The sequence below is a fragment of the Ferrovibrio sp. MS7 genome, from assembly GCF_038404985.1.
GTDB classification, from domain to species: domain Bacteria; phylum Pseudomonadota; class Alphaproteobacteria; order Ferrovibrionales; family Ferrovibrionaceae; genus Ferrovibrio; species Ferrovibrio plantarum.
Genome location: NZ_JBBKBA010000001.1, coordinates 1,736,244 through 1,762,452, shown reverse-complemented (window position 1 = coordinate 1,762,452; position 26,209 = coordinate 1,736,244). Strand labels below are relative to the sequence as shown.

General features: G+C 64.3%; 28 protein-coding genes and 1 other RNA gene. 17 read left to right on the top strand and 12 right to left on the bottom strand.

From position 1 onward, the window contains the following. Positions 1-62: 62 nt before the first annotated feature. Positions 63-920, top strand: coding sequence for a 2,3,4,5-tetrahydropyridine-2,6-dicarboxylate N-succinyltransferase (gene dapD / locus V6B08_RS08420; RefSeq protein WP_341979600.1), 858 nt, complete (start codon positions 63-65; stop codon positions 918-920). A 165-nt stretch (positions 921-1,085) separates the two neighbouring features. Then, positions 1,086-1,673: a response regulator gene (locus tag V6B08_RS08415; protein ID WP_341979599.1), complete on the top strand. Its 588-nt coding sequence runs from the start codon at positions 1,086-1,088 to the stop codon at positions 1,671-1,673. On the opposite strand, the gene V6B08_RS08410 is transcribed toward V6B08_RS08415, so the two are convergent. Next, positions 1,670-2,974 carry a flavin-dependent oxidoreductase gene (locus V6B08_RS08410; protein WP_341979598.1) on the bottom strand — a complete coding sequence of 435 codons (1,305 nt, stop codon included), beginning with the start codon at positions 2,972-2,974 and terminating at the stop codon, positions 1,670-1,672. The two genes, V6B08_RS08415 and V6B08_RS08410, sit on opposite strands and share 4 nt — an antisense overlap. 135 nt (positions 2,975-3,109) lie before the next feature. On the opposite strand from V6B08_RS08410, the gene V6B08_RS08405 reads away from it, so the two are divergent. The 7 genes from V6B08_RS08405 to V6B08_RS08375 all read left to right on the top strand — a co-directional run bounded on the left by V6B08_RS08405 (position 3,110) and on the right by V6B08_RS08375 (position 8,905). Next, the gene (locus V6B08_RS08405) at positions 3,110-3,577 is read left to right on the top strand and encodes a MarR family winged helix-turn-helix transcriptional regulator (protein WP_341979596.1); all 468 of its coding nucleotides are present in this window, start codon (positions 3,110-3,112) and stop codon (positions 3,575-3,577) included. A gap of 105 nt (positions 3,578-3,682) precedes the next feature. Continuing rightward, positions 3,683-4,918 (top strand): ABC transporter substrate-binding protein, encoded by a 1,236-nt coding sequence (locus V6B08_RS08400; protein ID WP_341979594.1) that lies wholly within the window; start codon positions 3,683-3,685, stop codon positions 4,916-4,918. Between the two features lie 61 nt (positions 4,919-4,979). Further along, positions 4,980-5,852 (top strand): branched-chain amino acid ABC transporter permease, encoded by an 873-nt coding sequence (locus V6B08_RS08395; protein ID WP_341979592.1) that lies wholly within the window; start codon positions 4,980-4,982, stop codon positions 5,850-5,852. Continuing rightward, positions 5,849-6,862 carry a branched-chain amino acid ABC transporter permease gene (locus tag V6B08_RS08390; RefSeq protein ID WP_341979590.1) on the top strand — a complete coding sequence of 338 codons (1,014 nt, stop codon included), beginning with the start codon at positions 5,849-5,851 and terminating at the stop codon, positions 6,860-6,862. Before V6B08_RS08395 ends, V6B08_RS08390 begins: the two co-directional genes overlap by 4 nt. Beyond that, positions 6,859-7,590, top strand: coding sequence for an ABC transporter ATP-binding protein (locus tag V6B08_RS08385; RefSeq protein WP_341979588.1), 732 nt, complete (start codon positions 6,859-6,861; stop codon positions 7,588-7,590). The genes V6B08_RS08390 and V6B08_RS08385 overlap by 4 nt, the downstream gene beginning before the upstream one ends. Continuing rightward, complete coding sequence (locus V6B08_RS08380; protein ID WP_341979585.1) at positions 7,587-8,294, top strand: ABC transporter ATP-binding protein; 708 nt, start codon at positions 7,587-7,589, stop codon at positions 8,292-8,294. Before V6B08_RS08385 ends, V6B08_RS08380 begins: the two co-directional genes overlap by 4 nt. A gap of 95 nt (positions 8,295-8,389) precedes the next feature. Then, positions 8,390-8,905, top strand: coding sequence for a PAS domain-containing protein (locus V6B08_RS08375; RefSeq protein ID WP_341979583.1), 516 nt, complete (start codon positions 8,390-8,392; stop codon positions 8,903-8,905). Between the two features lie 191 nt (positions 8,906-9,096). Here the strand turns inward: V6B08_RS08375 and V6B08_RS08370 are convergent, their stop codons facing one another. The 3 genes from V6B08_RS08370 to ssrA all read right to left on the bottom strand — a co-directional run bounded on the left by V6B08_RS08370 (position 9,097) and on the right by ssrA (position 11,706). After that, positions 9,097-10,710, bottom strand: coding sequence for a fumarate hydratase (locus V6B08_RS08370; protein ID WP_341979581.1), 1,614 nt, complete (start codon positions 10,708-10,710; stop codon positions 9,097-9,099). 47 nt (positions 10,711-10,757) lie between these two features. Further along, entirely contained in the window at positions 10,758-11,312 is a 555-nt protein-coding gene (locus tag V6B08_RS08365) for an SspB family protein (RefSeq protein WP_341979579.1), read from the bottom strand. A 67-nt stretch (positions 11,313-11,379) separates the two neighbouring features. Then, positions 11,380-11,706: a transfer-messenger RNA gene (gene ssrA, locus V6B08_RS08360) on the bottom strand. A gap of 77 nt (positions 11,707-11,783) precedes the next feature. Here ssrA and thyX point away from each other — a divergent pair. Then, positions 11,784-12,722, top strand: coding sequence for an FAD-dependent thymidylate synthase (thyX, locus tag V6B08_RS08355; RefSeq protein WP_341979577.1), 939 nt, complete (start codon positions 11,784-11,786; stop codon positions 12,720-12,722). Here thyX and V6B08_RS08350 read toward each other — a convergent pair. Then, a complete protein-coding gene (locus V6B08_RS08350; RefSeq protein WP_341979576.1) occupies positions 12,706-13,920 on the bottom strand; it encodes an MFS transporter in 1,215 nt (404 codons plus the stop codon). The two genes, thyX and V6B08_RS08350, sit on opposite strands and share 17 nt — an antisense overlap. A 196-nt stretch (positions 13,921-14,116) precedes the next feature. Between V6B08_RS08350 and V6B08_RS08345 the strand changes: the two genes are divergently transcribed. The 5 genes from V6B08_RS08345 to ftsY all read left to right on the top strand — a co-directional run bounded on the left by V6B08_RS08345 (position 14,117) and on the right by ftsY (position 18,312). Continuing rightward, positions 14,117-14,608 carry a response regulator gene (locus tag V6B08_RS08345; RefSeq protein ID WP_341979574.1) on the top strand — a complete coding sequence of 164 codons (492 nt, stop codon included), beginning with the start codon at positions 14,117-14,119 and terminating at the stop codon, positions 14,606-14,608. Positions 14,609-14,613: 5 nt separating this feature from the next. Beyond that, positions 14,614-15,141 (top strand): Hpt domain-containing protein, encoded by a 528-nt coding sequence (locus tag V6B08_RS08340; RefSeq protein WP_341979572.1) that lies wholly within the window; start codon positions 14,614-14,616, stop codon positions 15,139-15,141. A 74-nt stretch (positions 15,142-15,215) separates the two neighbouring features. After that, positions 15,216-16,082 carry a diaminopimelate epimerase gene (gene dapF, locus V6B08_RS08335; protein ID WP_341979570.1) on the top strand — a complete coding sequence of 289 codons (867 nt, stop codon included), beginning with the start codon at positions 15,216-15,218 and terminating at the stop codon, positions 16,080-16,082. 6 nt (positions 16,083-16,088) lie between these two features. Then, positions 16,089-17,348, top strand: coding sequence for a tRNA (N(6)-L-threonylcarbamoyladenosine(37)-C(2))-methylthiotransferase MtaB (mtaB, locus tag V6B08_RS08330; RefSeq protein ID WP_341979568.1), 1,260 nt, complete (start codon positions 16,089-16,091; stop codon positions 17,346-17,348). A gap of 13 nt (positions 17,349-17,361) precedes the next feature. Next, complete coding sequence (ftsY, locus tag V6B08_RS08325) at positions 17,362-18,312, top strand: signal recognition particle-docking protein FtsY (protein WP_341979567.1); 951 nt, start codon at positions 17,362-17,364, stop codon at positions 18,310-18,312. On the opposite strand, the gene V6B08_RS08320 is transcribed toward ftsY, so the two are convergent. Beyond that, on the bottom strand, positions 18,313-18,852 hold the full coding sequence (locus V6B08_RS08320) for an NUDIX hydrolase (protein ID WP_341979565.1): 540 nt from the start codon (positions 18,850-18,852) through the stop codon (positions 18,313-18,315). It abuts the gene before it with no gap. A gap of 119 nt (positions 18,853-18,971) precedes the next feature. On the opposite strand from V6B08_RS08320, the gene V6B08_RS08315 reads away from it, so the two are divergent. Further along, positions 18,972-19,487: a MarR family winged helix-turn-helix transcriptional regulator gene (locus tag V6B08_RS08315; protein ID WP_341979562.1), complete on the top strand. Its 516-nt coding sequence runs from the start codon at positions 18,972-18,974 to the stop codon at positions 19,485-19,487. A 90-nt stretch (positions 19,488-19,577) separates the two neighbouring features. Then, complete coding sequence (locus V6B08_RS08310) at positions 19,578-20,804, top strand: protein kinase domain-containing protein (RefSeq protein ID WP_341979560.1); 1,227 nt, start codon at positions 19,578-19,580, stop codon at positions 20,802-20,804. 3 nt (positions 20,805-20,807) lie between these two features. Here the strand turns inward: V6B08_RS08310 and V6B08_RS08305 are convergent, their stop codons facing one another. The 6 genes from V6B08_RS08305 to V6B08_RS08280 form a co-directional block, all read right to left on the bottom strand. Further along, a complete protein-coding gene (locus V6B08_RS08305; RefSeq protein WP_341979558.1) occupies positions 20,808-21,881 on the bottom strand; it encodes a hypothetical protein in 1,074 nt (357 codons plus the stop codon). 12 nt (positions 21,882-21,893) lie between these two features. Next, positions 21,894-23,198 carry an FAD-dependent oxidoreductase gene (locus tag V6B08_RS08300; RefSeq protein WP_341979555.1) on the bottom strand — a complete coding sequence of 435 codons (1,305 nt, stop codon included), beginning with the start codon at positions 23,196-23,198 and terminating at the stop codon, positions 21,894-21,896. Further along, positions 23,195-23,992, bottom strand: coding sequence for an ABC transporter permease (locus V6B08_RS08295; protein WP_341979553.1), 798 nt, complete (start codon positions 23,990-23,992; stop codon positions 23,195-23,197). The genes V6B08_RS08300 and V6B08_RS08295 overlap by 4 nt, the downstream gene beginning before the upstream one ends. Continuing rightward, the gene (locus tag V6B08_RS08290) at positions 23,979-24,758 is read right to left on the bottom strand and encodes an ABC transporter ATP-binding protein (RefSeq protein WP_341979551.1); all 780 of its coding nucleotides are present in this window, start codon (positions 24,756-24,758) and stop codon (positions 23,979-23,981) included. The genes V6B08_RS08295 and V6B08_RS08290 overlap by 14 nt, the downstream gene beginning before the upstream one ends. Before the next feature lie 5 nt (positions 24,759-24,763). Further along, entirely contained in the window at positions 24,764-25,801 is a 1,038-nt protein-coding gene (locus V6B08_RS08285; RefSeq protein ID WP_341979549.1) for an ABC transporter substrate-binding protein, read from the bottom strand. 73 nt (positions 25,802-25,874) lie between these two features. Then, on the bottom strand, positions 25,875-26,165 hold the full coding sequence (locus V6B08_RS08280; RefSeq protein ID WP_341979547.1) for a hypothetical protein: 291 nt from the start codon (positions 26,163-26,165) through the stop codon (positions 25,875-25,877). Positions 26,166-26,209 lie beyond the last annotated feature (44 nt).

Genomic DNA, 26,209 nt, shown 5'->3' with positions numbered 1-26,209 from the left:
GTCACGCGACTTTCCGTCCGCCGCTTCAGTTGACCCGGCCCTAAAGTTTAAGGATTTCCACCATGACCGACGCCGCCACCCTCGCGCGCCAGCTCCAGCCCATCATCGATGCTGCCTGGGAGGCACGCGCCGAGATCAACACCGCCACCAAGGGCGAGGTGCGCGATGCTGTGGAAAGCACGTTGGAGGCGATGGATGCCGGCATTGTGCGCGCGGCGATGAAGATTGACGGCAAGTGGAAAGCCCAGGAATGGGCCAAGAAGGCGATCCTGCTGTCCTTCCGCCTCACCGACAACATGCTGATCTCCGATGCCCCAGGCGGCGCCAACTGGTTCGACAAGGTGCCGTCCAAGTTCGCCGGCTGGAACGAGCAGCGCTTTCGTGCCGCCGGCTTCCGCGCCGTGCCGGGCGCCGTGGTGCGCCGCTCTGCCTTCATCGCGCCGAATGTGGTGCTGATGCCGAGCTTCGTGAATGTCGGCGGCTATGTCGACAGCGGCACCATGGTGGATACCTGGGCGACCGTCGGCTCCTGCGCCCAGATCGGCAAGAATGTGCATCTCTCGGGCGGCGTCGGCATCGGCGGCGTGCTGGAGCCGCTGCAGGCGGCCCCGGTGATCATCGAGGATAACTGCTTCATCGGCGCCCGTTCGGAAGTGGTGGAAGGCGTGATCGTGGAAGAAGGCGCCGTGCTTTCCATGGGCGTGTTCATCTCCGCCACCACCAAGATCGTCGACCGCGCCAGCGGCGAGATCATCTATGGCCGCGTGCCGGCCTATTCCGTGGTGGTGCCGGGTAACCTGCCGGGCAAGCCGCTGGTCAATGGCGAGCCGGGCCCGTCGCTGTCCTGCGCCGTGATCGTCAAGCGCGTCGACGCCCAGACCCGTTCCAAGACCTCGATCAACGAACTACTGCGCGACTAAGTTGCCTAAAGACTAATCAGGGGACTGATAAGTCGTTAGGGCGGCTCAGCAAAATTCTGGACAACCTGGGCAGGAATTACACTTAATTAACCCGCGCGCGGCAAAATTGCCGGTATGAATACCGCTATGCGCAGCCCGACAAAGCCCGACAGCAGGTCTCATCCCATGCTGTCGCAATTCCGTGTCTCCAGCATCCTCGTCGTCGACGAGAACAAGGCGACGCGCAATGGCCTGCGCGATGTGCTCTACGGCATGGGCTTCGGCGCCGTGCATCTGGCCGCAGATGCGCGCCAGGCAATGCTGGAAATCGCCGCCCATGAGCCGACTTTGATCCTGGTGGATTACCGCCTGCCGAAGATGGACGGGCTGATGTTCACCGAGCGGCTGCGCCGCGATACCAGCGTCGGCAACAATGCTATGCCGGTGATCCTGATGGCTACCGACGTGGACGCTTCCCTAGTGGTGGCGGCCCGCGATGCCGGCGTCAACGAAGTGGTGGTGAAACCGATTTCGATGCAGGTGCTGGTGCGCCGCCTGATGCATGCCCTGATCGGCCAGCGCGTGATGGTGAAGGGCGGTGGCTATGTCGGCCCCGACCGCCGCCGCCGCGGCGAGCGCCGCCTGGGTGACCGCCGCCATACCAGCCATGAACTGCCCGGCGACATTGATCGCCGCCATTCCTCGTCACGGCGCCAGGGCGACCGCCGCCGCCCGGCCGTGGCAGAAGAAATGCTGGAGCCTGAAGAGGCTTAAGCGCCGTACCGCGCGTCCAGGGACGGGCGGTTGTTCAGCACATCCTTGTCGAACCCAGCGATCAGCTTGTAATCCTTGGCCACCGCCTCGAGTTCGCTGCGGCTGATGATGTCGTCGAGCTTGGCATAGCCCTTCGGCGCCCGCTCCTCCACATGCTGCATCACCCGCTCCGGTCCATTGGCCCGGTTGGCCAGCACAATGCGCGAAGTCGCCGGCAGCCGCTCCGCTTCATAGGCCTGCAAGGCCGCCACCGGATCGGCGATGGTCGCCAGCCGGTGCGCCAGCACGCGGGCGTCGATGATTGCCTGGCTGGCGCCGTTGGAGCCGATCGGATACATGGCATGCGCCGCATCGCCCATCAGCGTCACGCGCCCGAAACTCCAGCGCGCCACCGGATCGCGGTCCACCATCGGGAATTCATAGATCGCATTGGCGCTGCGGATCAGGCCCGGCACATCCAGCCAGCCGAAATTCCAGCTTTCGAACTGGGGCAGGAAATCCTCGATCTTGCCCGGACGGTTCCAGTCCTCGCGGTTCCACGGCGTGTCGTTCGGGAAACGCAGTTCGGCGATCCAGTTCACCTCGGACCGGCCGCGCGCGGCGGCTTCCGGGCTGATCGGGTAGCAGACGAATTTCTGGTCCTGGTGCCCGGCCATGATCATCGAGCGGCCCGACAGATACGGCGCGGCTTCCGAGGTGGCCCGCCACAGCACGGCACCATTCCATTTCGGCGCGCCTTCATTGGGATAATATTGCGCCCGCACGGCGGAATGGATGCCGTCGGCGCCGATCATGATGCTGGCGCGCTCGGGCGGCAATGCGGCACCATCGGAACGACGGCGGAAATGCGCCGTGACGCCGGCCTCATCCTGCTCGAAGCCGACCAGTTCGGCATCGGTGCGCACGGCGCCTGCCCCCAGCCGCTCGACCACGGTTTCGAACAGCAGCATCTGCAACCGCCCGCGATGCACCGAGAATTGCGGCCAGCTATAGCCGGCATCCTGGCCGCGCGCCTCGCGCCAGATTTCCTGACCGAACTTGTTGGTATAGATCAGTTCCTTGGTACGGATGGCGCGGGCCTCGAGCTTTTCCGCCAGGCCCAGTTCGGTCAGTTCGCGCACCGCATGCGGCAGCACATTGATGCCGACGCCCAATGGCCTGATGCTCGGCACCGCTTCCACCACGCGCGCCGGAATACCGGCCCGGTGCAGGCTGAGCGCCAGGGTGAGACCGCCGATGCCGGCACCAATGATGAGGACATTCGGGGCCATTGCCGCCGCCGGGGCTTGAGCCTCCACCATTATTTCCTCCCGCCTTGCAATTTGTATAGTTGCATTACAATTAGCGTAAGCTAGAATGCACCGCAAGCGGGCTCGCCTAGTAGCCTGCACGGTTCGCGCCGCGGGCCGCATGGGGAGCAACGAAGGGACAGCGCGATGCCGGCAAACGGCACGGCAACGGCACCAGACAGCAGCAATACCAAGGCGGCGATCGACTATGGCGATCTGCCCAACCTGATCGGCTATGTGCTGCGCCGGGCCCAGCTTCGGCTCTATGAGGATTTCTACGCCAGCCTGCGCGGCACCGGCATCAGCCCGGCATTGTTCTCCGCCCTGGTACTGGTGGAGGGCAATCCAGGTGTGCAGCAGGGCCATCTCGGCCAGGCGCTGGGCGTGGCGCGCTCCGGCGCCATGACCATGGTGGACCGCCTGGAGCGGCTCGGCCTGGTGCTGCGCCAGCCTTCGCCACGCGATCGCCGGGCCTATGGCCTGCATCTGACACCAAAAGGGCAGAAACTCGCCGCCAGCCTGCGCGCCAAAGTGGCCGAGCATGACCGCCGCATCGGCCACCGCCTGGATGCAGCCGAAAGGCGGCAATTAATGGAGCTGCTGCAACGGATTTAGGGGCTGAATCCAGCCCCGGGGACTTTGTGTGACGCGGATGATCCGCTAAAGTTACAAACCAAGGCCGGACAGACACGTTCCGGCACGGAATTTCGGGAGGAACACATGACCAAGAAGCTTACCCGCCGGCAATTCGGCCAGACCGCCGCTGCGGCTGCCGCGCTCACCGCTGGTGTCGCGCCGTTCAATATCGGCCGCGCCCAAGGCCGCGTGCTGAAGATCGGTTCGATCCATCCGCGCTCGGGCTTCCAGGCCCAGCTTGGCCTCGCCTGCCAGCGTGGCATCGACATCGCCCCGGGCGTGCTCAAGGGCCTCGGCATCAACGCCGAAGTCGAGATCATGAATGCCGACACCGAGTCGAATGTCGACATCGCCCGCAGCCGCGCCGAAAAACTGGTGAATGACGGCGCCAACGTGCTGATCGGCGCCTTCGACAGCGGCCAGTCCGCCGCCATCGCCCAGGTCGCCGAGCAGAAGGGCGTGCCCTACATCATCAACGTCGCCGCCGCGCCGCAGATCACCGAACAGGGCTACAAGTTCGTGTTCCGCAACTTTCCGACCGCGCCGATGCTGGTCGGCGACGGCCTGGCGCTGATGAAGACCGTGTTCGCCCAGAGCGGCGTGTCGCCGAAGACCGCGGTGTTCATGCATGCCAACGACACTTTTGGCCAGTCCATGGCCGGCGCCATCAAGGCGATGGCCCCGCGCTTCGACCTGCCGTTCCAGATCGTCGAGACCATCAGCTACGATCCGCAGGCCAAGGACCTCTCGGTGGAAATCGCCAAGGCCAAGGCGACCAATGCCGACATGGTGATGCCGGTGACGCGCCTGAACGACGCCATCCTGCTGATCCGCGAGATGGTGAAGCAGCGCTGGGAGCCGAAGGTGATCATGAGCCCCGGCGCGCCGGGCTTCTATGAAGGCCAGTTCTACCGCACGCTCGGCAAGTATTCCGATTACCTGCTGACCAATGTGCCGTGGTACAACCCGCGCGCCAGCATGACGCAGAAGCTGCTCGATGCCTTCACCAAGGCCTATCCGAAGGAGCTGTTCGAGCTGAATGTCGGCTTCTCCTTCGAGGCCATGCTGGTAGCGGTGGAAGCCTTCAACCGCGCCAAGAGCACCAATGGCAAGGAACTCGCCGATGCCATCCGCGCCACCAAGATCACCGACCACGTGATGGCCGGCGGCACGCTGGAATTCGACGCCAAGGGCCAGAACACCAACATCAAGTCGGTGACGCTGCAGAATATCGGCCAGCGTCCGAAGGTGGTGCTGCCGCTCAACGTGTCGGAAGACAACCTGCTGCTGCCGATGCCGAGCTGGAACAAGCGCGCCTAACCTGACCCACCCCTCAAAATGGCACCCACGGCGTTAGCCGCGCCGTGGGTGTTTTCACAACATGCCGATTGAACTCATTCTCAATGTCACCCTGCAGGGAGTGCTGACCGGCCTGGTCTATGGCCTGATGGCGCTTGGCCTCAGCGTCATTTTCGGCGTGGTCCGCGTGGTGAATTTCGCCCATGGCGAAATAATGACCATTGCCATGTATGGCGCCATCGTCGCCTTCGGTGCCTGGCAGATCGACCCGCTGATCAGCATGGTGCCGATCGCCGTGCTGCTGTTCGCGCTGGGCTATGCCATGCAGGCACTGCTGATCAATCCCTTCATCAACCGGCCGGAGCATAGCCAGTTCATGCTGCTGGCCGCCGTTGCCATCATCATGGTGAACGGGCTGTTGATGATCTTCGGCCCCGATGCCCGCACCACGCTCGTCGACTACGCCCTCGATTCCGTCGAGATCGGGCCGCTGCTCGCCGACAAGGTGCGCCTGATCACCGCCGGCCTGGCGCTGCTGATCACCGCCGGCCTGTTCGCCTTCTTCCGCCTTTCCCTCACCGGCAAAGCAATCCGCGCCTGCGCCGATAATTACCTCGGCGCCCTGGTGGTCGGCCTCAACGTGAAGCGGCTCTATGCCTTCACCTTCGGCCTCGGCTCGGCTTGCGTCGGCGCCGCCGGCGCCATGATGGTGCTGCTGATCGACGTTACCCCCAGCCTCGGCCCGGCCTTCACTTTGCAGGCCTTCGTCATCGTCATCGTCGGCGGCCTCGGCTCGATGCCCGGCGCGCTGCTCGGCGGCGTGCTGATCGGCCTTTCGGAAGCATTGTCCGGCCTGTTCTTTGCGCCCTCGGCCAAGAGCATGTTCGCCATCGCGCTGCTGATCCTGGTGCTGCTGTTCCGGCCCCAGGGCCTGCTGGGCAGGAAACCGTCATGATCGCTAGTATTGTCGACCGCCTTACCGCTGGCGTGCCGAAGCGCGCCCTGATCCTGCTTGGCCTGCTGCTCGCCGCCTTCCTGGTGGCGCCCTTCCTGGTCGACCCGTATCTGCTCTCGATCCTGATCCTGGTGCTGTATTTCGCCTATACCGGCCAGGCCTGGAACGTGATGATGGGCTTCTGCGGCCAGCTTTCGCTCGGCCATTCGCTCTATGTCGGTGTTGCGGCCTATACCGCAGCGGCGCTGTATGTGCATTTCAAGCTGCCGCCGAGCCTTGGCGTCTTCGCCGCCATCGGCATCAGCATGGCGTTCGGCGCCGGCATCGGCTTCCTCGCCTTCCGCTTCGGCATCGGCGGCACCTACTTCGCCCTGCTCACCATCGCCTTCGCAGAATTCACCCGCGTCGGCTTCGACCACTTCGCCTGGGTGAACGGCTCCGGCGGTTTCTTCCTGCCGGTGGCGCAATATGCCAGCAACGACCTGCTGAACCTGCGTGGCCGGCCAGTGATGTTCTATTACCTGCTGCTGGCCTTCACTGTCGGCGCCTTCATCCTCTGCCGCTGGCTGCTCACCGGTCGCATCGGCTATTACTGGCTGGCGATCCGCGAGGACCAGGATGCGGCGCAGACGCTGGGCATCAATACCTTCCGCTACAAGATGTTTGCGGTGCTGATCTCCAGCGGCATGACCGCGATCAGCGGCGTGTTCTTCGCCTTCTACTACAACAACCTGTTTCCTGAGCAGATCTTCAACATCAGCCGCTCCATCGAGCTGATCCTGGGGCCGATCATCGGCGGCCTGGGTTCGTTGTTCGGCCCGATCCTCGGCGCCTTCGTGCTCACCGTGCTGGCGGAAGGGCTTTACGAACTGCTGCATGGCCTGGGCTACGACATTCCCGGCATCAAGCATGTGTTCTACGGCATCTGCCTTGCCGCCGTGATCATGTATCTGCCGCATGGCATCTGGCCGCCGCTGCGCCGCCGGCTCGGCCTGGAGAGCAAGTCATGAGCGCGCCCTTGCTTCAGGTCGATGGCATCTCGAAAAGCTTCCGTGGCCTCAAGGCAGTGACACGCGCCTCGCTGGAGGTGCCGCGCGGCGGCATCGTCAGCCTGATCGGCCCGAACGGCGCCGGCAAGACCACCTGCTTCAACATGATCGCCGGCGTCTACAAGCCCGATGAAGGCAGCGTCACGCTGGAAGGCCGCCGCATCGATGGCCTGCGCCCGGATCAGATCTGTCATGCCGGCGTTGGCCGCACCTTCCAGTTGGTGAAGCCGTTCAAGGAACTGACCGCGCTGGACAATGTGATCGTCGGCGCGCTGCGCACCGAGCCGGATGCGCGCAAGGCGGCGAAGGCGGCGGAAGCGATCCTCGACCAGCTTGGCATGCTGGACAAGCGCGACCAGCCGGCGGCGCAGCTTACCCTGCCGGAACGCAAGCGCCTGGAAGTGGCCCGCGCGCTGGCGACCAAGCCGACGATCCTGCTGCTGGATGAAGTGATGGCCGGCCTGCGGCCGACGGAAACCGACCAGATGGTCGCTGTATTCCGCGAACTGAACCAGCGCCATGGCCTCACCATCCTGCTCATCGAGCATGTGATGCGGGCGGTGATGGCTTTGTCGCAGCAGGTGGTGGTGCTGCACCATGGCGAGGTGATCGCGCGCGGTGAGCCGGAAGCCGTGGTGCGCGATCCGGCGGTGCTGGAATGCTATCTCGGCGAGGAGGCCGCCGTATGAGTCTCGAGATCGAAGGCCTCGACGTTTTCTATGGCGATGCCCAGGCGCTGGATGGCGTCAGCCTGAAGGCGGCAGAGCGCAGCATCGTTGCCATCGTCGGCGCCAATGGCGCCGGCAAGTCGACGCTGATCCGCACCATCGCCGGCATCGAAACGCCGCGCCAGGGCAGTATTCGCTACAAGGGCCAGAATATCGCCGGCCTGCCGAGCTACAAGGTGTGCAATCTGGGCATCGGCCAGGTGGCCGAGGGCCGCCAGGTATTCCCCACGCTCAGCGTGCTGGAGAATCTGCAGATGGGCGCATTGCTGCCGCGCGCCAAGGGCAAGGAAAAGCAGACGCTGGAGGAAATCTTCAGCCTGTTCCCGCGCCTCGCCGAGCGGCGTGGCCAGTTGGCCGGCACCATGTCTGGCGGCGAGCAGCAGATGCTGGCCATTGGCCGCTGCCTGATGGGCCAACCCGAACTGATCATGTTCGACGAGCCGTCGCTGGGCCTGGCGCCCGCCGTGGTGCAGGAAGTTTTCCGCATCATCAAGCTGCTGCATGAGCGCGGCTTGAGCATCATCCTGGTGGAGCAGAATGTGGCGGTGTCGCTGAAATTGGCGGACAGTGCCTATGTGCTGGAGAATGGCCGCATCGCCATGCAGGGCAGCGGCGAGGCATTGCTACACGATGACCGCGTGCGCCAAGCCTATCTCGGCCTGTAGACAATCAAAACAACCACGCCGGGTTAATACAACATTCACCAAATACTGGTGCAGTGTCGCGCCCATTTCAGTATCGCCGTGGAGTGATTGTTCTGTTGAGTATTGACACCGCCGACCTCATCCAACGTGGCGACACGCTTGATCCTGCCGCCTGGCATGCACTGTCGCGCGGCCTTTACGACGCCTGGCGCAATATGTGGCCGGAGGGCATGGCCAAGGGCCTGCTGCCAAGCCGTGATCACTTCGACCCCATCGCGGTGCGGCAGTTGCTGCCGCATATCACGCTGTTTGAGGTGCAGCGCGAACCGCCGCCGATGCGCTTCCGCCTGCGCCTGGTCGGCACCATGATCACCCGGCATCTGCATGCCGATCCGACCGGCCGCTGGCTGGACGAATTGGGCGCCGACCCGCAATCCTTCGAGGGGCTTACCTGGGTGGCGGAAAACCGTGGCCCGAGTTGGCGGCGCGGACCAAAACGGGTTGGCCCGGGCCGCGACTATGGCAGCGCGGAAACCCTGGTGGTTCCGCTCGCCGCCGATGGCGTGACGGTGGACCGCATGTTGGTCCTGAGCGTGGTTTACGATCCCGAGGGCCGCGCGGTCTTGCGCTGAGATAGTCGACTATCTTTGAAGCTTTTCGATTCAGTCGTCATGCCCGGGCTTGACCCGGGCACCTTCGTGCCGCTCCCACGAGATCGCCCGGGCTCTAAGCGCGCGCCGCCGAAGGCGGCGTAGGCGCAGAGGCCCGAAGGGCGGGCCCGGCGATGACGAGAAACAGCAATAGAGTCTGCAGAGGCTTTGCCTCAGGCCAGCTTGGCGAAGAAATCGTTGCCCTTGTCATCCACGATGATGAAGGCCGGGAAGTCTTCCACGTCGATCTTCCACACCGATTCCATGCCGAGCTCGGGATATTCGAGCTGCTCGACCTTCTTGATGTTGTTCTTGGCCAGGATCGCGGCCGGGCCGCCGATCGAACCGAGATAGAAGCCGCCATACTGCTTGCAGGCATCAGTCACCTGCTTCGAGCGGTTGCCCTTGGCCAGGCTGATGAAGCCGCCGCCATTCTGCATCAGCATGCCGACATAGGAATCCATGCGGCCAGCCGTGGTCGGGCCGAAGGAACCCGAGGCATAGCCTTCCGGCGTCTTGGCCGGGCCGGCATAGTAGATCATGTGGTTCTTCACATACTCGGGCAGGCCCTCGCCGCGCTCGACGCGCTCGGCGAACTTGGCATGCGCCAGGTCGCGGGCAACGATCAGCGTGCCGGTGAGCGACAGACGGGTCTTGACCGGGTATTGCGACAGCAGCTTGCGGATCTCGCTCATCGGCTGATTGAGATTCACCTTCACCACGGTTTCGGAAAGCGCGTCTTCCGTGGCTTCGGGCAGGTACTTGGCCGGATCGGTCTCAAGCTGCTCGAGGAAAACGCCATCCTTGGTGATCTTGCCCAGCACCTGGCGGTCGGCGGAGCAACTCACCGCCATGCCGATCGGCACGCTGGCGCCATGGCGCGGCAGGCGAATGACGCGCACGTCATGGCAGAAATACTTGCCGCCGAACTGCGCACCGATACCGTTGTTGCGCGAGAGCTCGAGCACGGTCTGCTCCATCTCGAGATCGCGGAAGGCATGGCCGGACGGGCTGCCCTGGGTCGGCAGGCTGTCGAGATAGCGCGCCGAGGCAAGCTTGGCGGTCTTGAGATTCTGCTCCGCCGAGAGGCCGCCGATGACGATGGCGAGGTGATAGGGCGGGCAGGCCGCGGTGCCCAGGGTCTTGATCTGGGTATCGAGAAACTTGACCAGGTTCTCGCCGCGCAGCACGGCCGGTGTCTGCTGGTAGAGATAGGTCTTGTTCGCCGAGCCGCCGCCCTTGGCGATGAACAGGAACTTGTAGGCGTCGCCTTCGGTGGCATAGAGCTCGATCTGCGCCGGCAGGTTGGTGCCGGTATTCACTTCCTTGAACATGCTTAAAGGCGCGAGCTGCGAATAGCGCAGGTTGGTCTCGGTGTAGGTACGGTAGACGCCGTAGCTCAACGCCGCCTCGTCATTGCCCTCGGTCCAGACATACTGGCCCTTCTTGCCGATCACGATGGCGGTGCCGGTATCCTGGCAGGAGGGCAGCACGAAGCCGGACGAGATATTGGCGTTCTTCAGCAACTCCAGCGCCACGAAGCGGTCGTTGTCGGAGGCATCCTTGTCTTCCAGGATGGCACGCAACTGCGCCAGATGGCCGGGGCGGAAAAGATGCGCGATGTCGCGCATGGCAGCGAAGGTCAGGTCGCTCATCGCCTTGTCGCTGACCTTCAGCACGCGGCGGCCGGCCACCTCGATGCTTTCCACGCCGTCGCTCGAAAGCTTGCGGTAGGGCGTGCTGTCGGGGCCAAGCGGAAAGAGATCCTGGTAGCTGAAATCAGGCATGGCGTGTCTCGCTGGTGAAACTGGGGCGGCGGACGGAAAGGCGGGATTTAAGTCTTCTTCTTGCGGAAGGCATCCAGCGCCACCACTTCGCCAGTGGTCGGCTTCGGCTCTTCCGCCGGCTTGTCATCGGCCGAAGGCTCGGTGGCCGGGGCTTCCGCCGCCAATGCGGCGCCGCGTGCCAGGCTCTCGGCCGAGGGCTGCACACGGAACTGCAGGCCAAACTGCACGCTCGGATCCGCGAAGGCGGTGAGCGCCGCATAGGGCACCACCAGGCGTTCCGGCACCTTGTTGAAACTCAGTGTGACCTGGAACTTGTCCTCGCCCGGCTCCAGGCCCCAGAACTGGTGCTGCAGCACGATGGTCATCTCGTCCGGATAGCGTTCCCGCAGGTAGGCGGGGATTTCCACGCCGGGCTGATCGGTGCGGAACGTGACGTAGAAATGGTGGTTGCCGGGCAGGCCGAATTCGGCCGCACGCTTCAACGCGTCGCGCACCGCGCCACGCAGTGCGTTTTCGACCAGGAGGTTATAATCGAGCAGCTTGCCGGCCATGCCTGTTACACGGGTGGGGTGCAGGTTGCCGCCATCATAACCCAAGGCCATGCCAAACTTCAATTCCGGGCAGCGTAAATGCCGGAAAACGCAAGGCTATACGGGAGATAGCGGAATAAGCGGGGGGTTTCTGTTGCCCGGCACCCCCCAAGCCGCGCTTACCTAATTAGGCAGCGAGTGCTACGGAGTTATCGTTCGCACTTAGAGTTTGACCCGATAACGGCGGTATCATGCCGGGCAAAAACCGATCCTTTATTGCGCATGTCGAGCCTGATTCGCCCCCATCATCAAGCCAGGGCGGCGGGATCGCCTGAGCCTGGCCTCATGGTGGAGGCGCCGGGTACTGCCCCCGGGTCCATTACGCCTATTCCGAGCGGCGTTTATCGCCATAGCCGGCAAGCCGGCAGAGAGACATATAAGGCTTCCCGAAGGCATTTTGAAGGGTCTATAAAGTCCGGCCTTCAGCCGGGGCGCCCGATTCCCCGGGCCCCTCCCAGGGGGCCGCCGACAGGGAGCCCGCCGATGTCCGTCACGCCCGAACAAGCCGCCGAGATTGCCGCGCTGCGCAGCCAGAGCCAGCCGACCCGGCGTGCCACCGTGCCGGCGCTGGAGGAAATCCTCTACGAGCCGCTGACCGTGCTCGATCACGGCTTCGTGCGCGTCATCGACTATATGGGCGACGATGCGGCGGTGGTGCAGGCGGCGCGCGTCTCCTATGGCCGGGGCACCAAGAAGGTCAGCGAGGATCGCGGCCTGATCAACTACCTGATGCGGCACCGGCACACCACGCCGTTCGAGATGTGCGAGATCAAGTATCACGTCAAGCTGCCGATCTTTGTGGCGCGGCAGTGGATCCGCCACCGCACCGCCAATGTGAACGAATATTCCGCGCGCTACTCGATCCTGGACAAGGAATTCTACCTGCCCGCCGCCGACCAGCTTGCGGCCCAGGCCACCACCAATCGCCAGGGGCGCGGCAACCTGCTGACCGGTGCTGAAGCCGAGCGAGTGATGGAACTGCTGAAGCGCGACGCCACCCAGGCCTACGATTCCTACGAGGAAATGCTGAACGAGCGCCCCGATGGCAGCCGCGTGGATGAAGACCGCTCCGGGCTGGCGCGCGAGCTGGCGCGCATGAACCTGACGCTGAATTACTATACCCAGTGGTACTGGAAGACCGACCTGCTGAACCTGCTGCATTTCCTCAGCTTGCGCGCCGACAGCCACGCGCAATACGAAATCCGTGTCTATGCCGAGGCAATGCTGGAAACAGTGAAGCGCTGGGTGCCGGCCTGCTACGACGCCTTCGTGGAATACCGCATCGGCGGCGCCAGCCTCTCGGCCACGGCACTGAAGACGGTGCGCCGCCTGCTGGCCGGCGAGGCTGTCGATCAGGCTTCGTCCGGCCTGTCCGCGCGCGAATGGCGCGAATTGCAGGCCGTGCTCAATCCGGAGAGTTAATCGCCGCCAGCGCGGCGCGTCGGTTGACCATCCAGCCGGCCCAGCCCAATACCGCCATGGCCGCATAGGCCAGGCCCAGCGCCAGGGTATCGCCTGCCGGCAGCAGGCCCATCGCCATGGCGCCCAGGCCACCGGCGGCATTCTGCATGAAGCCAGCCAGCGCCGAACCGGCACCCAGCGCCTTGGGGTTTGCCCCGGTGGCTCCCGCCACCGCCGCCGGTACGGCAATGCCCATGCCCGCCGCCCAGACCACGCGGCAACCGATCACCACCGCCACGCTGTCGCCGAACAGGGCGGTGAGCAGCGGCAGGCCGCAGCCCCCCAGCAGCATCGCCGCGATGCCAAGCTCGATCAGCTTTGCCGTGCCAAGCCGCATGGAGTAGAGCGAGCAGAACAGCGAGCCGAGGAAAAAGCCGCCGCCGCCCAAGGCCAGCAGCAGGCCGGCAACCGCCGGACGCAAGCCTAAGGTTTCGATCAGCACGGCAGGTGCTGCGGCATTAAAGCTGTGCAACCCGGCAAAGATGCTGGCGATCACGCCGCCAAAGCCAAGGAAGGCGCGCGAGCCGAGCAGGCCGGCATAATCGCGCAAAATGCCGCCCAGCATCGAACCCGGGCGGCGCACCGGGCGATGTGTCTCGCCCAGCCAGATACCAAGCAGCAGCAAGGCGCCGGCCGTGACGGCGGCTGAGATCAGGAAATTTCCCCGCCAGCCAATGAACTCCTCCACCAGACCGCCAAGCAGAGGCGAAAAGATCGGTGCCATCGCCAGGGTGGCCGTGACCACTGCCGTCGCGCGCGCTGCTTCGGCACGATTGTATACATCGAACAGGACGGCACGACCGATCACCAGGCCGGCGGCCGCGGCAAAGCCCTGGATGCCGCGCAGCCAGCAGAGTTGCTCCAAGGTGGTGACGAAAGCGCAGGCGGCGCTCACCAGCGCCAGCACAGCCAGACTGCCAAGCATCAGCCAGCGCCGGCCCCAGCGGTCGCTCAAGGGGCCAAACACAAGCTGACCGCCAGCATAAGCGGCCAAATACACCATCAGCGTGAAGGGCATTGCATCTACCGGTACGCCCAGCACATTGCTCAGGCTCGGCAGCGACGGCAGATACATCGTTGCCACCAGAATACCGTTGGCATTCACTATCCCGAGCAGCGCGAGCAGACCAGGCGGTCGGGTGGCGACTGATTCAGTCATATTTCGCCATTGCGAGAGGGACGCAGAAACAACGCAGCGGCAAGTTTCTGCACGGATGATTACTAGTCGTTAACAAGCCCCGGTAGAATCGTTCAATTGGTTGGCTTCGCAAGGGTTAAAGTATATAGAGATTTGGTCGGAAGAAGCCATATCCGCGGGTGGATTAGTCGCCAGGCCGGGAGCGTTGGACAGTCGCATGTCGGAAAAAATTGATTTCAGCCACGTGCGCTTCCTCATCGTCGACAACAATCGGCTGATGGGCAAGCTGGTCAAGGATATCCTGGCCATGCTTGGTGCCGTGCAGATCAGCCTGGCCCGTGATTACGACAGCGCACTGGGTTCGCTGCGCTCGGGCCATATCGATGTCTGCATCACGGAATGGAACCTGAAGCCGCGCAGCGGCCTCGAACTGCTCGATTTTATCCGCAACGATGCAACCTCCGCCGACCGCCTGCTGCCGGTGATCATGCTCACCGCCAATTCCGAAATGGAATACGTGGTTGAATCCCGTGATGCCGGTGTCACCGAATTCCTCGCCAAGCCCTTCACCGCTGACGGCCTCTACCGCCGTCTGGTCTCGGTGATTGCCCGGCCGCGCGACTTCGTCAGCGTGCGCGGCTATTTCGGACCTGACCGTCGCCGCCAGCAATTGCCGTTTGATGGCGCTGACCGCCGCGCGAAGGAATGATGCAAGTGTCGGCGGATTCAAGGCCGGCACGCCCGGTCCACATCCCGAACCGCGGCGAACTCAAGCGCAAGGCGGTGAATTACAAGAAGGGCCTTGAGCTCAAGCTTGATGATGCGCTGCGCCAGAAAATGGATGCCCTGGTACAGGCGTCCGCCAATGCCTTCCTGGACGAGACCGCCGAGCAGATCAAGGAATTGCGCGAGCGCCTCAGCGCTGCCGGCACTGCCTCGCCGGAGGATCGCCGCGCGCTGGTCGAGGATGTGCGCGAGCAGGCTTTCCAGATCAAGGGCATGGGCGGCGTGTTCGGCTATCCCCTGCTCACCGAATTCGCCAAGTCGCTGCATGACTTCCTCAAGACCTTCGATGGCGACCTCGACGACCTGCAGCAGGAAATCGTCTCCATTCATATCGATACACTCTATGTAGTGGTGGCGCACAAGATCAGCGGTTCCGGCGGTGCCCTGGAAGCACAGCTCCGCGCCTCCCTGAAAGCCGCCGTGGAAAAGGCAAAAACCAGGGATTCCCAGGCCTGAACGGCCCCCTGCCGCGCCACCCTGGATGACAGCCCTGGCTGGACTAAAAGCCCCCGGCGCCCTATAACCCGCTCATGCGCCCGACCACGCCCCTGCCCTTCGTGAAGATGCACGGCCTCGGCAACGATTTCGTTGTCCTGGATGCGCGCGCCCATGCGTTGCCGCTGGAACAGGCCGCCATCGCCCGGCTGGCCGACCGTCGCCGTGGCGTCGGCTTCGACCAGATGATCACCATCGAGCGCTCCGGCAAGGCCGATGCCTTCATGCGCATCCACAATGCCGATGGCGGCGAAGTGGAAAGCTGCGGCAACGCGGCGCGCTGCGTCGCCAGCCTGCTGATGCATGAGACCGGCAAGGAAAGTGTCAGCATCGACACGCTCGGCGGCTGGCTGAATGCCAAGCGCGCCGATGCGGCGAGCGTCGAAGGCCTGGTCACCGTCGATATGGGCGAGCCGCGCTTCGACTGGCAGCAGATTCCGTTGAGCCGCGCCATGGATACCGCGACCCTGGACTATACCCATGCCGGCTTTTCCGCGCCCGGTGCGGTGAATGTCGGCAACCCGCATGTGGTGTTTTTCCCGAGTGATGTGGAAGCCGTGCCGCTGACCGAGATCGGGCCGCGGATCGAGCATGACCCGCTGTTCCCGCAGCGCATCAATGTCGAGTTCGCGCAAATCCTGGCCCCGGACCGTATCCGCATGCGGGTGTGGGAACGCGGTGTCGGCATCACCAAGGCCTGCGGCACCGGCGCCTGCGCCACCCTGGTGGCGGCGGCCCGTCGCGGCCTTTCGGCGCGTCGCGCCGACGTGCTGCTGGATGGCGGCGTGCTGAACATCCACTGGGCAGCCGACAACCACATCTACATGACCGGCCCTGCCACCGAATCCTTCCGTGGCACCATTCCTCCGGCCTTCTGGCTCGACGAACCGGCGGCGGCCTGAACCGCAATGGCTGTCGATGTGTTGAGCTTTGGCTGCCGGCTCAACGCCTATGAAGGCGAGGCCGTGCGCGCCAGGCTCGGCGAACTCTCCCTTGATAACGTGGTGGTGGTGAATACCTGCGCCGTCACGGCGGAAGCCGAGAAGCAGGCACGCCAGGCCATCCGCCGGTTGCGCCGCGAACAGCCGGAGGCGCGCATCGTCGTCACCGGCTGCGCCGCACAGGTGGCGCCGGAACGCTTCGCTGCGATGACGGAAGTCGACCATGTGCTCGGCAACCGCGAGAAGCTTGATACGACTGCCTGGCAACAACTTGGCAAGGCCCGCGTCATGGTCGGTGACATCCTGGCGGCCACGCCGCCGGCGATTGCGCCTGAGCAAGCATGGGCGAGTGTGAGTGAATTTCCCGGCCGGCCACGTGCCTATCTGGAAATCCAGCAGGGCTGCGACCATCGCTGCACCTTCTGCATCATTCCTTATGGCCGTGGCCCCAGCCGGTCGCTGCCGCTCGGCGCCGTGGCCGAACAGGCCCGCGCGCTGGCACAGCGCGGCTATCGCGAATTCGTGCTCACCGGCGTCGACATTACCAGCTATGGCCATGACCTGCCGGGCCGCCCCAGCCTGGGCCAGGCCGCACGGCGCCTGCTGGCCTTGGTGCCGGAAATCCAGCGGCTGCGTTTCTCCTCGCTCGATCCCGCCGAGATCGACACAGACCTGCTTCGGCTCTATGCCGAGGAAGAACGCGTGATGCCGCATGCGCATCTCAGCCTGCAGGCCGGCGACGACCTGATCCTCAAGCGCATGAAACGCCGCCATAGCCGCGCGCAGGCATTGCGCATGGCGGAGACGCTGCAGCGGTTGCGCCCCGGCATTGCGCTGGGTGCCGACCTGATTGCCGGTTTCCCGACCGAGGACGACGCGGCCTTCGAGCGCTCGGCGGCGCTGATCGACGAGATGCCGCTGGCCTTTGTGCATGTGTTTCCGTATTCGCCGCGCCAGGGCACACCGGCGGCACGCATGCCGGAGGTGCCGCTTGGCACCCGCAAGGCACGCGCGGCGGAATTGCGCCGGCGCGGTGCGGCCGCGCAGCAGCGTTTCCTGCACAGCCGAATCGGTCGCGAGGCCAGCATCCTGGTAGAACAGGATGGCCTGGGCCGCGACGAAACCTATGCACCGGTGGTGTTGCCGCCGGGGCCGCCGAAAGGCACCATTCTGCAGCGCCGGATCGGCGCCGCGCGCGACGGCAAACTCTGGCTGGAGGCCGCCTGATGAGTGAGCAGACATGAGCGAGCAACCGGAATCCGCGCCCAAGCTCGGCTGGTTCGGTCGCCTCAAGCAGGGCCTGTCGCGTTCCGCCAGCGCGCTCGGCGATCAGATCACCGGCCTGTTCACCAAGCGCAAGCTGGACCAGGAGGCGCTGGATGAACTCGAGGAAACCCTGATCGGCGCCGATCTCGGCGTCACGACCGCTGCCCGCATCGTGCAGGACATTGCCCGCACCCGCTTCGACAAGGAAGTGACTTCGGAGGAAATCCGTACCGCCCTGGCGGAAAGCCTGGCCCCGATCCTGAAGCCGGTGGAAAAGCCGCTCGACCTTGACGGGCCGAAGCCGCAGGTGGTGCTGGTGGTTGGCGTCAACGGGGTCGGCAAGACCACCACCATCGGCAAGATCGCACAACGCAGCCGCGAAGCCGGCAGGAAAGTGGTGATGGCCGCCGGCGACACCTTCCGCGCCGCCGCCGTTGAACAGCTCAGCATCTGGAGCCAGCGCACCGGCGCCACTATCGTAAAAGGCGAAACCGGCGCCGATGCCGCCGGCCTTGCTTTCGAGGCCCTGAGCAAAGCCCGCGAAGAAGGCGCCGACCTGCTGCTGATCGATACCGCCGGCCGCCTGCATAACAAGGCCGACCTTATGCAGGAACTGGCCAAGATCGTGCGCGTGATCAAGAAGCAGACGCCCGAAGCGCCGCATCATGTGCTGCTGGTGCTGGATGCCACCACTGGCCAGAACGCCGTGAACCAGGTGGCGACCTTCAAGGAGATCTGCAATGTCACCGGCCTGGTGGTGACCAAGCTGGATGGCACAGCGCGCGGCGGCGTGCTGGTGGCGATTGCCGACAAGTTCGGTCTGCCGGTGCATTTCGTCGGTGTAGGCGAAACCGCCGCCGACCTGCAGCCTTTCTCCGCCGATGCCTTTGCCCGCGCGCTGGCCGGGCTGGAGCAGAAAAGCTAACTAAACACCCACTGCATCGGGCGGATTGCCAAAAGCAGCAAAATCCTGCTTGCCGCGCACTTCGCGCCAATGGCGCAAGGCCCACAGCACGCTCGGGAAGGCCAGCTCGTTCCATGGAATTTCATCCCACAGGAACAGCTTCGCTTCGAGCGATTCAGGACCAGGATCGAGTTCCGGCCCCGGCAGCGTGGCACGATACATCATCTGCACCTGGCTGATACGCGGTATGTTGTACACAGCCAGTAACGCATCGATCCGGATAGTGACCCCGGCTTCCTCCATTGCCTCGCGGGCAGCCCCGGCTTCCGTGGTCTCGCGCTCTTCCATGAAGCCGGCAGGCAAGGTCCAGAAGCCATGGCGCGGCTCGATGGCGCGGCGGCAGAGCAGGATACGGTCGCCGAAGCTGCATACCGCACCGACCACGATCTTGGGATTGACGTAGTGAATCCAGCCGCAATTGCCACAGACCAGACGCGGCTTGTCGTCACCGTCCGGCACCTGATGCGTGAAGCTGAAATCGCTGGGTCGTTGGATCGCCATCACGAGAAGTTTATATTCTGCATACCCCGGTTGGCAAATCGCCTTGGTCCGGCGTAGGCTGATTTTCGCAAAGCATGAGGTGGTGTCAAACCACCCGAAAAAAATGGGGGGAGTGGGGCATGGCTAAATCGACTATGCCGGAGGATCCGCTGGGCAGCTTCGTGCTGCTCGACGCTCCAGGGCATCTGTTACGTCGCTGCCATCAGATCGCGGTGGATTTCTATACCGAGGAAGTGGGCGATAGCGGCCCAACACCACCACAATTCGCGCTGCTTTTGACCGTCTACCAGAATCGCGGCCTGAGCCAGGTCGATCTGGTGCGGCTGACCGGCATCGATCGCTCGACAGTCGCCGAGATGGTGGCTCGTCTGCTCAAGCGCGAATTGCTGGAGCGCAGCCGCACCGCCACGGACCGCCGCACCAATGCGCTGGCGGTAACCGAGGCGGGCGAGGCCATGCTGCGGGCGGCCCTGCCGGCGGTGCTGCGGGCGCAGACCCGGGCAATGCAGCCGGTACCGCCTGCCAGGCGGGCCGAACTGATCGACCTGCTGCGGTTGCTGGCCTCGGTAAACGGCCCGGCGGGCGCCGCCGCCCTGGATACCGCCGAAGCCGAAACGGACATGGCCGAAAATTAACCTTTTCGGGCTAATCTGACCCGGCAGACGCCGCTTTCGGAAGGGTCAGTCATGGTCACGGTCGAGTCGATTCGGGCAAAGATTGCCCGCATGGGTCAGGTTTATCAGCCCGGCAATGCCAGCCGGCCGGGACACCTGTACAATCCCCTGCCCTTCGAGGAATTCGCTGATATCCCCTATCAGCGCGATGCCGTGGAGGAGCGCTTCGCGCTGATGCAGACGACCTTGCCGCGTCCGTTCAAGACCGGCCGCCTGCTCGATATCGGCTGCCACAGCGGCTATAACTGCTTCCGCTTCCAGCGCCTGGGCTATACCTGCACCGGCATCGAGAAGGACACGCTGACCTGCGAGATCGGGCAGGACGTGAACGAGCTGAAGCAAACAGGCATCACCTTCATCAATGCCGCCGCCTCGCCGGAGCTGATCCGCGATCTTGGCCATTTCGATGTCATCCTGTTCCTTTCCACCTTCCAGTGGGTGGTGCATTTCGATGGCTTCGAAGCGGCCGTGAAACTGCTCGAGGAAGTGCAGCGCCACTGCGATGTACTTTTCTTTGAAACTTCCATGGGCCAGGAAGGCAAGATGAAGCTGCCGCAGATTCCCGATGCGGCCGCCGTGCATGCCATGGTGAAGAATACCGGCATCCATAGTCATGTGGATTGCCTGGGCGCGATCCCGGCGCCCGGTTCGCCGATGGCGCAGAAGCGGCTGCTGTTCCGCTCGCAGAACCGCGCCGTGGCGGCTCCCGATCTCTGGGCCATGGCGCCGGAAGGCCTGGCCCAGGTGGCGCGCATGGCTGCCGGCAGCAAGCCGTTCTACGCCAAGGAAAACGACCAGTTCATCAGCCGCATCTATGCCGTGCTGATGGGCGGCACGCAGAAGCTGGCGATCAAGCTGGTGCAGGGCAAGCACGATATCGCGCGCAGCCTGCTCTACCGCGAGCATGAATTCCTCTACAGCCTGGATGTGCCCTGCTTCCTGAAGCCGGTCGCCTTCGGCATGGATGAAAAGACCTATGTGCTGGCGCTGCCGCTGCTGGAAGGCAAGACATTGGCCGAAGCCGCCGCCGATGGTGACATCGAGAACAAGGACAGGGTGCGCGCTGGCCTGCAGCAGGCACAAGCTGCACTTAAGGCGGCTGGCATCCGCCACCGCGACCTGCGGCCGCAGAATGTGATGCTGACGGCGGAAGGGCCGGTGATCCTGGATTTCGGCTGGGCTTGCTGGGCCGACGAAGGCAACTGCCCGGCACCGCCGCAACTGGCGGCGCCTGACGACGATGCCGCCTTCGCCGCCTTGTTCAAGCTGCTGGATTGATCTCTACAACCTGATCACATCGGCCCAGCGCTGCGCGATGGCGGCGGGGCTGTATTGCGCCGCCACATAGGCCTGGCCGGCTGTCGTGCGCGCGACACAGGCCGCCGGATCGGCCAGCGCGGCAGCGATCCCGGGCACCAGATCATCGGCGATGACGCCGTATTCCTGCAATTCACGATAGCTGGCGATGGGATGGGCAAAAATGGCGCGACCGGCCTGCAAGGCCTGCAGGGCGCGGTTGTTGCTCTTGCCGACGGAGACTTCGGATTCCTGGTCGATGGGAAATACCGCCGCATCGCAAGCCGCAAGTGCCGCTTCCAGCGCCGGCACCGACCAGGGCTGAAAGGCAATCTCGCCGCTGCCCTTGGCCAATTCATGCAGGCGCGGAATCTGCGCCGCGGCCGGCGCCTCGCACAGCATGGTGAGATGCAATGGCCTGAGGGCAGCCAGGCGCGGCATATCCGTGAGGCAAAAGCGCGCCAATGCGGCGGCATGCACACCGAAGAAACCGAACCACAGCAGGCGCAATGGCCCTGCCGGAACGGGCGCGAAACGTACCGGCGCTGCCGCCACCTCCACCGTGTCGCCTACTGCGGCAAAGCGGATATGGCTGCCCGCATGAAGCTGGATATGCTCTCCCAGCACGGCGGTTGGCACCACCAGCAGATCGGCGGCACGGAGCAGGGCCGGATAGAATTGGCGGCACAGCGCAATGGCTGCCGGATTACGCAGGCCTCGCCCGATATGCGCCAGATAGGGCTCGCCGACCTTGAGATCAGACACATCGATCAGCAGCCTGACACCGGCGGCACGGTGGCGCTGAATGAAGCTGCCAAGGCCAGGCAGCAGATCGCCGCGCAGCAGGCGGTCTTCCTTGGGCTGGGCCAGCACGATGGCGTCGCCCGTGAACTGGAAAGCCGGATCGAGCACTTGATCCAGGCTGATCACATCCACATCCCAGCCGAGCGCGCGCAAACCCGCTGCCGGCATGGCGGCACGGTAACGCACGCTGGCCAACGCTATCGCGCCGCCGGCCAGTTGTGCCGGATCGGCATTGACCACGAACAGCAGTTTCATGACCACAGCCTATCAGGCGGGATCGCGGCGTTCCAGGTTATCGGCCAGGCGTGCCTGCAAGGCAGCGATATCCACCTGCCGCACCGAGCCGGCACCAGCCAGATCGAGTGCCTGAGCGGCAGCCGCGCCCATGGCGATGCATGGCCCCATCACCCGCACCGAAGCGAGCGCCGCCGGATCGCCATCGATGCAGCGGCCGGCGGCAACCAGATTGTCGGCCTGCGCCGGCACCATGGTGCCGAACGGCAGGTAATGCAGATGGTCGTCGCCGAATTCCTCCCAATGCACATCATCGGGCCGGTCATGCAGCTCGATCGGCCAGGAACAGCGCAGGATGGCATCGGCAGTACGGGTCCCGGCCCGCACGGAGGCCACATCAAGGCTGTGGCGGGCGACGATCCAGCGCGTCTGGCGCACACCCAGCAGGCCATAGCTGCGCACCCGGGCGTGGCCGAAAACCTCGGCATATTCGCCGCGCAGGAAATCCAGCACGCGGTCGGCCTGGGCGCGACCCTCGATCTGCGCCAGGGCATGGCCGGCCGCATCCAGCGGGGTTGCCACATGGGTCATGTTGACCAGGGCCTGGCCCTTGCCGGGAAAGGCAAAAACGAAACCATCCTTGCGCACCAGGCCATACTGCGCAGCGGTTTCGGCGAGGCGCTTCTGCATCGCCCAGCGGTCGAGCTTCAAGGCCGCCGCCTCGTCGAATTCCTCGATACTGAACATCAGCGTGCCCATGATCGGCGTGGCCGGCTCGCGGCAATCGAAACCAGCGGCATAGGCCAAGGCCGCATCGCCGGACGCATCGACAAAGCCCTGCGCCGCCACGTCGATAAGGCCGAAGCGCGTTGCCAGCCTGAGCGCGGTGATGCGCCCGCCATCGCGGCGCGCTTCCAGCAAGGTGGCACCAAGCAGCAACGTCACGCCGGCTTCGACCAGGCTGCGCTCGATCCAGCGCGCCAGCGCCTGTTCCTGGTACATCAGGATAATGGTGTTGCGGCCCCGGCGCGGCGCCACCGCATCCGCCGCCGTCAGATCGCGCAGCATGGCATCGGCCATGCCATAGACGACGCGGTAGGGCGACGGGCCATTGGAATAAAGGCCGCAGAAGGTACCGATCAGCGATTGCGTCGATTGCCCGCCAAGCTGCGATCCGGCATCGATCAGCACCACCTTGCGGCCCAGCTTCGCCGCTTCCAGCGCCGCCGAGACACCCGCGATGCCGGCGCCCAGGATGGCGATATCGCCGGCATACTGCTTCGCCACACCATCCTGCCGGCGCACAACGCGGGTATCGGGAATCGGATAATCGTTCATCGCCAGCGCAGCAGAAATTTTTCCGCCGCCGAAAGCAAAGCGGAAATTGTCAGGCCAAGCAGCGACAGCAGCACCACGCCGGCGACAAGCTGATCCGTCTGCATCAGGTTGCCGGCACCCAGGATGAAGGCGCCGATGCCGACCTGGGTGCCGATCATCTCGGCGGAAACCAGCAGGATCAGGGCGATGGAGGACGAGATGCGGAAGCCGGCGAGAATGCCCGGCATGGCGCCGGGGAACACCACCTTGAAGATGATGCTTGGCGTCGAGAGGCCAAAACTCTGCGCCATGCGGATCAGGTTGCGCGGCACGTTATCCACCGCCGAGAAGGTGGAAACCACCGTGGGGAAGAACACACCCAAGGCAATCGTGGCGTATTTCGACGGCTCGCCGATGCCGAACCACAGGATCAGCAGCGGCAGCAGGGCGATCTTCGGGATCGGGAACAGCGCCGAAACCACCGGCAGGCCAACCGAGCGCGCGAGCGTGAACACACCCATCAGGAAGCCGACCACCAGGCCGGCGGAAGTGCCGAGCAGCCAGCCGATCAATACGCGCTGCAATGAGGCGCTGATATGGGCCATGAAACGGCCCGAGGCCAGCAGATCACGTAGCGCGCTGATCACCTCATGCGGCGCCGGCATGAACAGGGCCGGCAGCAGGCGCGTCAGCGAAGCCACCTCCCATAGTGCGATGATCACGGCGAAGGCCAGCCAGGGGGCCCAGCGCTTCACGCCAGGGACGAAGCCACCGCCGCGGAACGGCACGGATTTGTGCGTCTTATCCGGCGTCATGCTGCATCTCGCGATCTGCCACCTGGGCTTCGGACTTGATCAACTGCCAGAGTTCCGCCTGCATCGCCTGCAATTGCGCCGCATGGGTGGCGGCACCGCGCTCGGCCACCGGCACCGGAATATCAACCACCGCCTTGATCTGGCCGGGTCGGCGCGACAGCACCACCACGCGGTCGGCCAGCCGCACGGCTTCGGCCAGGTTATGCGTTACATAGAGCGTGGTGGTACGCTCGCGGCTCCAGATGGCGAGCAGGTCTTCCATCAGCAATTCGCGCGTCTGGGCATCCAGCGCGGAAAGCGGCTCGTCCATCAGCAGCACGGCGGGCTTCACGGCGATGGCGCGCGCGATACCGACGCGCTGGCGCATGCCGCCGGAAAGCTGCTTCGGCAGCACATGGGCGAAATCACTGAGGCCACACAGCGCCAGCACCTCGTCGATGCGGGCGGTGCGTTCAGCCTTGCTCAGATTGTGATGCTCCAACGCCAGCGCGACATTGCCGGCAACGCTGCGCCAGGGCAGCAATGCGAAATCCTGGAACACGAAGGTGAGCGGATTGAGGCAACCGGGCGGCGGCGTGCCAACCAGATCGATGCTGCCCTGCTGCAATTCCAGCAGGCCGCCAACCAGATTGAGCAGCGTCGACTTGCCGCAGCCGGATGGGCCGATCAGTGCCACCGTCTCGCCCGGCGCCACCGCGAAGGAAATGCCATCCAGTACCGGCAGGTCGCCATAGGCATGGCCGACCTGCCGCAACACCACTTGCATTGCTGTTACTTCGGCAGGTCGAGATGATCCTTGACGAAGCTCAAGTCGAGGAACTGCTTGGCATCGACCGTCTTGTCGACCAGGCCCTGGGCCTGATTCCAGGCCACCTGGTCGTAGATGTTCTTCACCAGCAGGCGGCCCTGCGGGTCCATGAAGTTGGCGGAAACCTTCACCACGTCGTAGCTCGGCTTCGGCTCCACCCACTTTTCCAGGATCGGGAAGGCGGCTTCAGCCTTGGGCCCGAACACGCGGTTGCCGGCGGCATCCTTGGCCAGGAAGGCATCGGCATAATCGGCCAGGCCCTTCTGGTAGGCGCGCACGAAGCGCTCCACCAGCGGCCGCTTGCCTTCCACATTCTTGGTCGAGGTGAACAGCGCGCCAAGCTGCCACGGGGTGTGATCGGCCACCCAGCCGATGATGGTGCCGGCACCATCGGCCTGCAGCTTCAATGCATTGTTGGCCGGCAGGATGGTGGCATCCACCTGGCCGCCGGCAAGCGCCGCCATCATGTTGGGGATCGACTGCACCGGCTTCATCTGCACGCTATCGAGCTTGAAGCCGTATTTGTCGGCCAGCATGCCGAGATTGTAGTGGAAGCTGGAACCGATGGTGGTGACGGCGACGCTCTTGCCGGCAAAATCCTTCGGGTTACGGAAGCCGTCGTCATAAGCCTTCTTGCCGGCGACATAGGCGACGAAATTATAGCCCTTCTCCTCGCGGCTCTGCGCCGCAATCACCTTCAGCGCCCCCTTGCCGGCGAGGTTGAAGAAGCCACCGGTGAAGGCGGTGATGCCGAAATCGGCATCACCGCCGGCCACCGCCACGGCAATCGCCTGGGCGGCGTTGAAAATCTTGATTTCGAGATCGATACCCTCGGCATCAAAATAGCCGCGTTCCTTGGCAATGAAGATCGGCGCCGAGGAGACGAAGGCGAGCGAAGCGATGGAAGCTTTATCTTTCGACTGGGCCTGGGCGGCGGCAGGAATGGCAGCAGCAAGGCCCGCCGCGAGCAAGGCGGCGAGAATCGTACGGCGCGACGACATGGCGTTTCCCCTAATACTCGATTGGCATTGCGGCCAACCTAATTGGGGGTTCCTTTGGCGTCAACCAGAGGGTCTAGACGAGGATATTGACGTATTGCCCGAGATAGCGACCGCGCGGCCGGGGCTGGCTGGTTTCAGCACCCGGTAGCGTCTCCTGGGCCTGGGAAGTGGCACGGGCGGGGCCGGCTTCGCCGCTGCGGCTGACCGGGCTTGCTGCTGAAACCTGGCTCAATTGTGCGGAAAAACTGGCATTGCCAGTAGCAGCAGGGCCGCTGGCGGCAGGGCGGGCTGCGGAAGCCGTCGGCTTGCTGCCTTGCAACTGCGACAGAGCATTGAGCAGATTGGTGCTGGGCGCGATGGCCATGGGGTGTCGGACTCCGGAAAAGCTGGGGCCGATTAAGGGCCGCC

Coding starts and splice junctions, on each gene's coding strand:
- dapD (WP_341979600.1), top strand. CDS start 63: ATGACCGACGCCGCCACCCTCGCGCGCCAGCTCCAGCCCATCATCGAT.
- V6B08_RS08415 (WP_341979599.1), top strand. CDS start 1,086: ATGCTGTCGCAATTCCGTGTCTCCAGCATCCTCGTCGTCGACGAGAAC.
- V6B08_RS08410 (WP_341979598.1), bottom strand. CDS start 2,974: ATGGTGGAGGCTCAAGCCCCGGCGGCGGCAATGGCCCCGAATGTCCTC.
- V6B08_RS08405 (WP_341979596.1), top strand. CDS start 3,110: ATGCCGGCAAACGGCACGGCAACGGCACCAGACAGCAGCAATACCAAG.
- V6B08_RS08400 (WP_341979594.1), top strand. CDS start 3,683: ATGACCAAGAAGCTTACCCGCCGGCAATTCGGCCAGACCGCCGCTGCG.
- V6B08_RS08395 (WP_341979592.1), top strand. CDS start 4,980: ATGCCGATTGAACTCATTCTCAATGTCACCCTGCAGGGAGTGCTGACC.
- V6B08_RS08390 (WP_341979590.1), top strand. CDS start 5,849: ATGATCGCTAGTATTGTCGACCGCCTTACCGCTGGCGTGCCGAAGCGC.
- V6B08_RS08385 (WP_341979588.1), top strand. CDS start 6,859: ATGAGCGCGCCCTTGCTTCAGGTCGATGGCATCTCGAAAAGCTTCCGT.
- V6B08_RS08380 (WP_341979585.1), top strand. CDS start 7,587: ATGAGTCTCGAGATCGAAGGCCTCGACGTTTTCTATGGCGATGCCCAG.
- V6B08_RS08370 (WP_341979581.1), bottom strand. CDS start 10,710: ATGCCTGATTTCAGCTACCAGGATCTCTTTCCGCTTGGCCCCGACAGC.
- V6B08_RS08365 (WP_341979579.1), bottom strand. CDS start 11,312: ATGGCCTTGGGTTATGATGGCGGCAACCTGCACCCCACCCGTGTAACA.
- thyX (WP_341979577.1), top strand. CDS start 11,784: ATGTCCGTCACGCCCGAACAAGCCGCCGAGATTGCCGCGCTGCGCAGC.
- V6B08_RS08350 (WP_341979576.1), bottom strand. CDS start 13,920: ATGACTGAATCAGTCGCCACCCGACCGCCTGGTCTGCTCGCGCTGCTC.
- V6B08_RS08345 (WP_341979574.1), top strand. CDS start 14,117: ATGTCGGAAAAAATTGATTTCAGCCACGTGCGCTTCCTCATCGTCGAC.
- dapF (WP_341979570.1), top strand. CDS start 15,216: ATGCGCCCGACCACGCCCCTGCCCTTCGTGAAGATGCACGGCCTCGGC.
- mtaB (WP_341979568.1), top strand. CDS start 16,089: ATGGCTGTCGATGTGTTGAGCTTTGGCTGCCGGCTCAACGCCTATGAA.
- ftsY (WP_341979567.1), top strand. CDS start 17,362: ATGAGCGAGCAACCGGAATCCGCGCCCAAGCTCGGCTGGTTCGGTCGC.
- V6B08_RS08320 (WP_341979565.1), bottom strand. CDS start 18,852: ATGGCGATCCAACGACCCAGCGATTTCAGCTTCACGCATCAGGTGCCG.
- V6B08_RS08315 (WP_341979562.1), top strand. CDS start 18,972: ATGGCTAAATCGACTATGCCGGAGGATCCGCTGGGCAGCTTCGTGCTG.
- V6B08_RS08310 (WP_341979560.1), top strand. CDS start 19,578: ATGGGTCAGGTTTATCAGCCCGGCAATGCCAGCCGGCCGGGACACCTG.
- V6B08_RS08305 (WP_341979558.1), bottom strand. CDS start 21,881: ATGAAACTGCTGTTCGTGGTCAATGCCGATCCGGCACAACTGGCCGGC.
- V6B08_RS08300 (WP_341979555.1), bottom strand. CDS start 23,198: ATGAACGATTATCCGATTCCCGATACCCGCGTTGTGCGCCGGCAGGAT.
- V6B08_RS08295 (WP_341979553.1), bottom strand. CDS start 23,992: ATGACGCCGGATAAGACGCACAAATCCGTGCCGTTCCGCGGCGGTGGC.
- V6B08_RS08290 (WP_341979551.1), bottom strand. CDS start 24,758: ATGCAAGTGGTGTTGCGGCAGGTCGGCCATGCCTATGGCGACCTGCCG.
- V6B08_RS08285 (WP_341979549.1), bottom strand. CDS start 25,801: ATGTCGTCGCGCCGTACGATTCTCGCCGCCTTGCTCGCGGCGGGCCTT.
- V6B08_RS08280 (WP_341979547.1), bottom strand. CDS start 26,165: ATGGCCATCGCGCCCAGCACCAATCTGCTCAATGCTCTGTCGCAGTTG.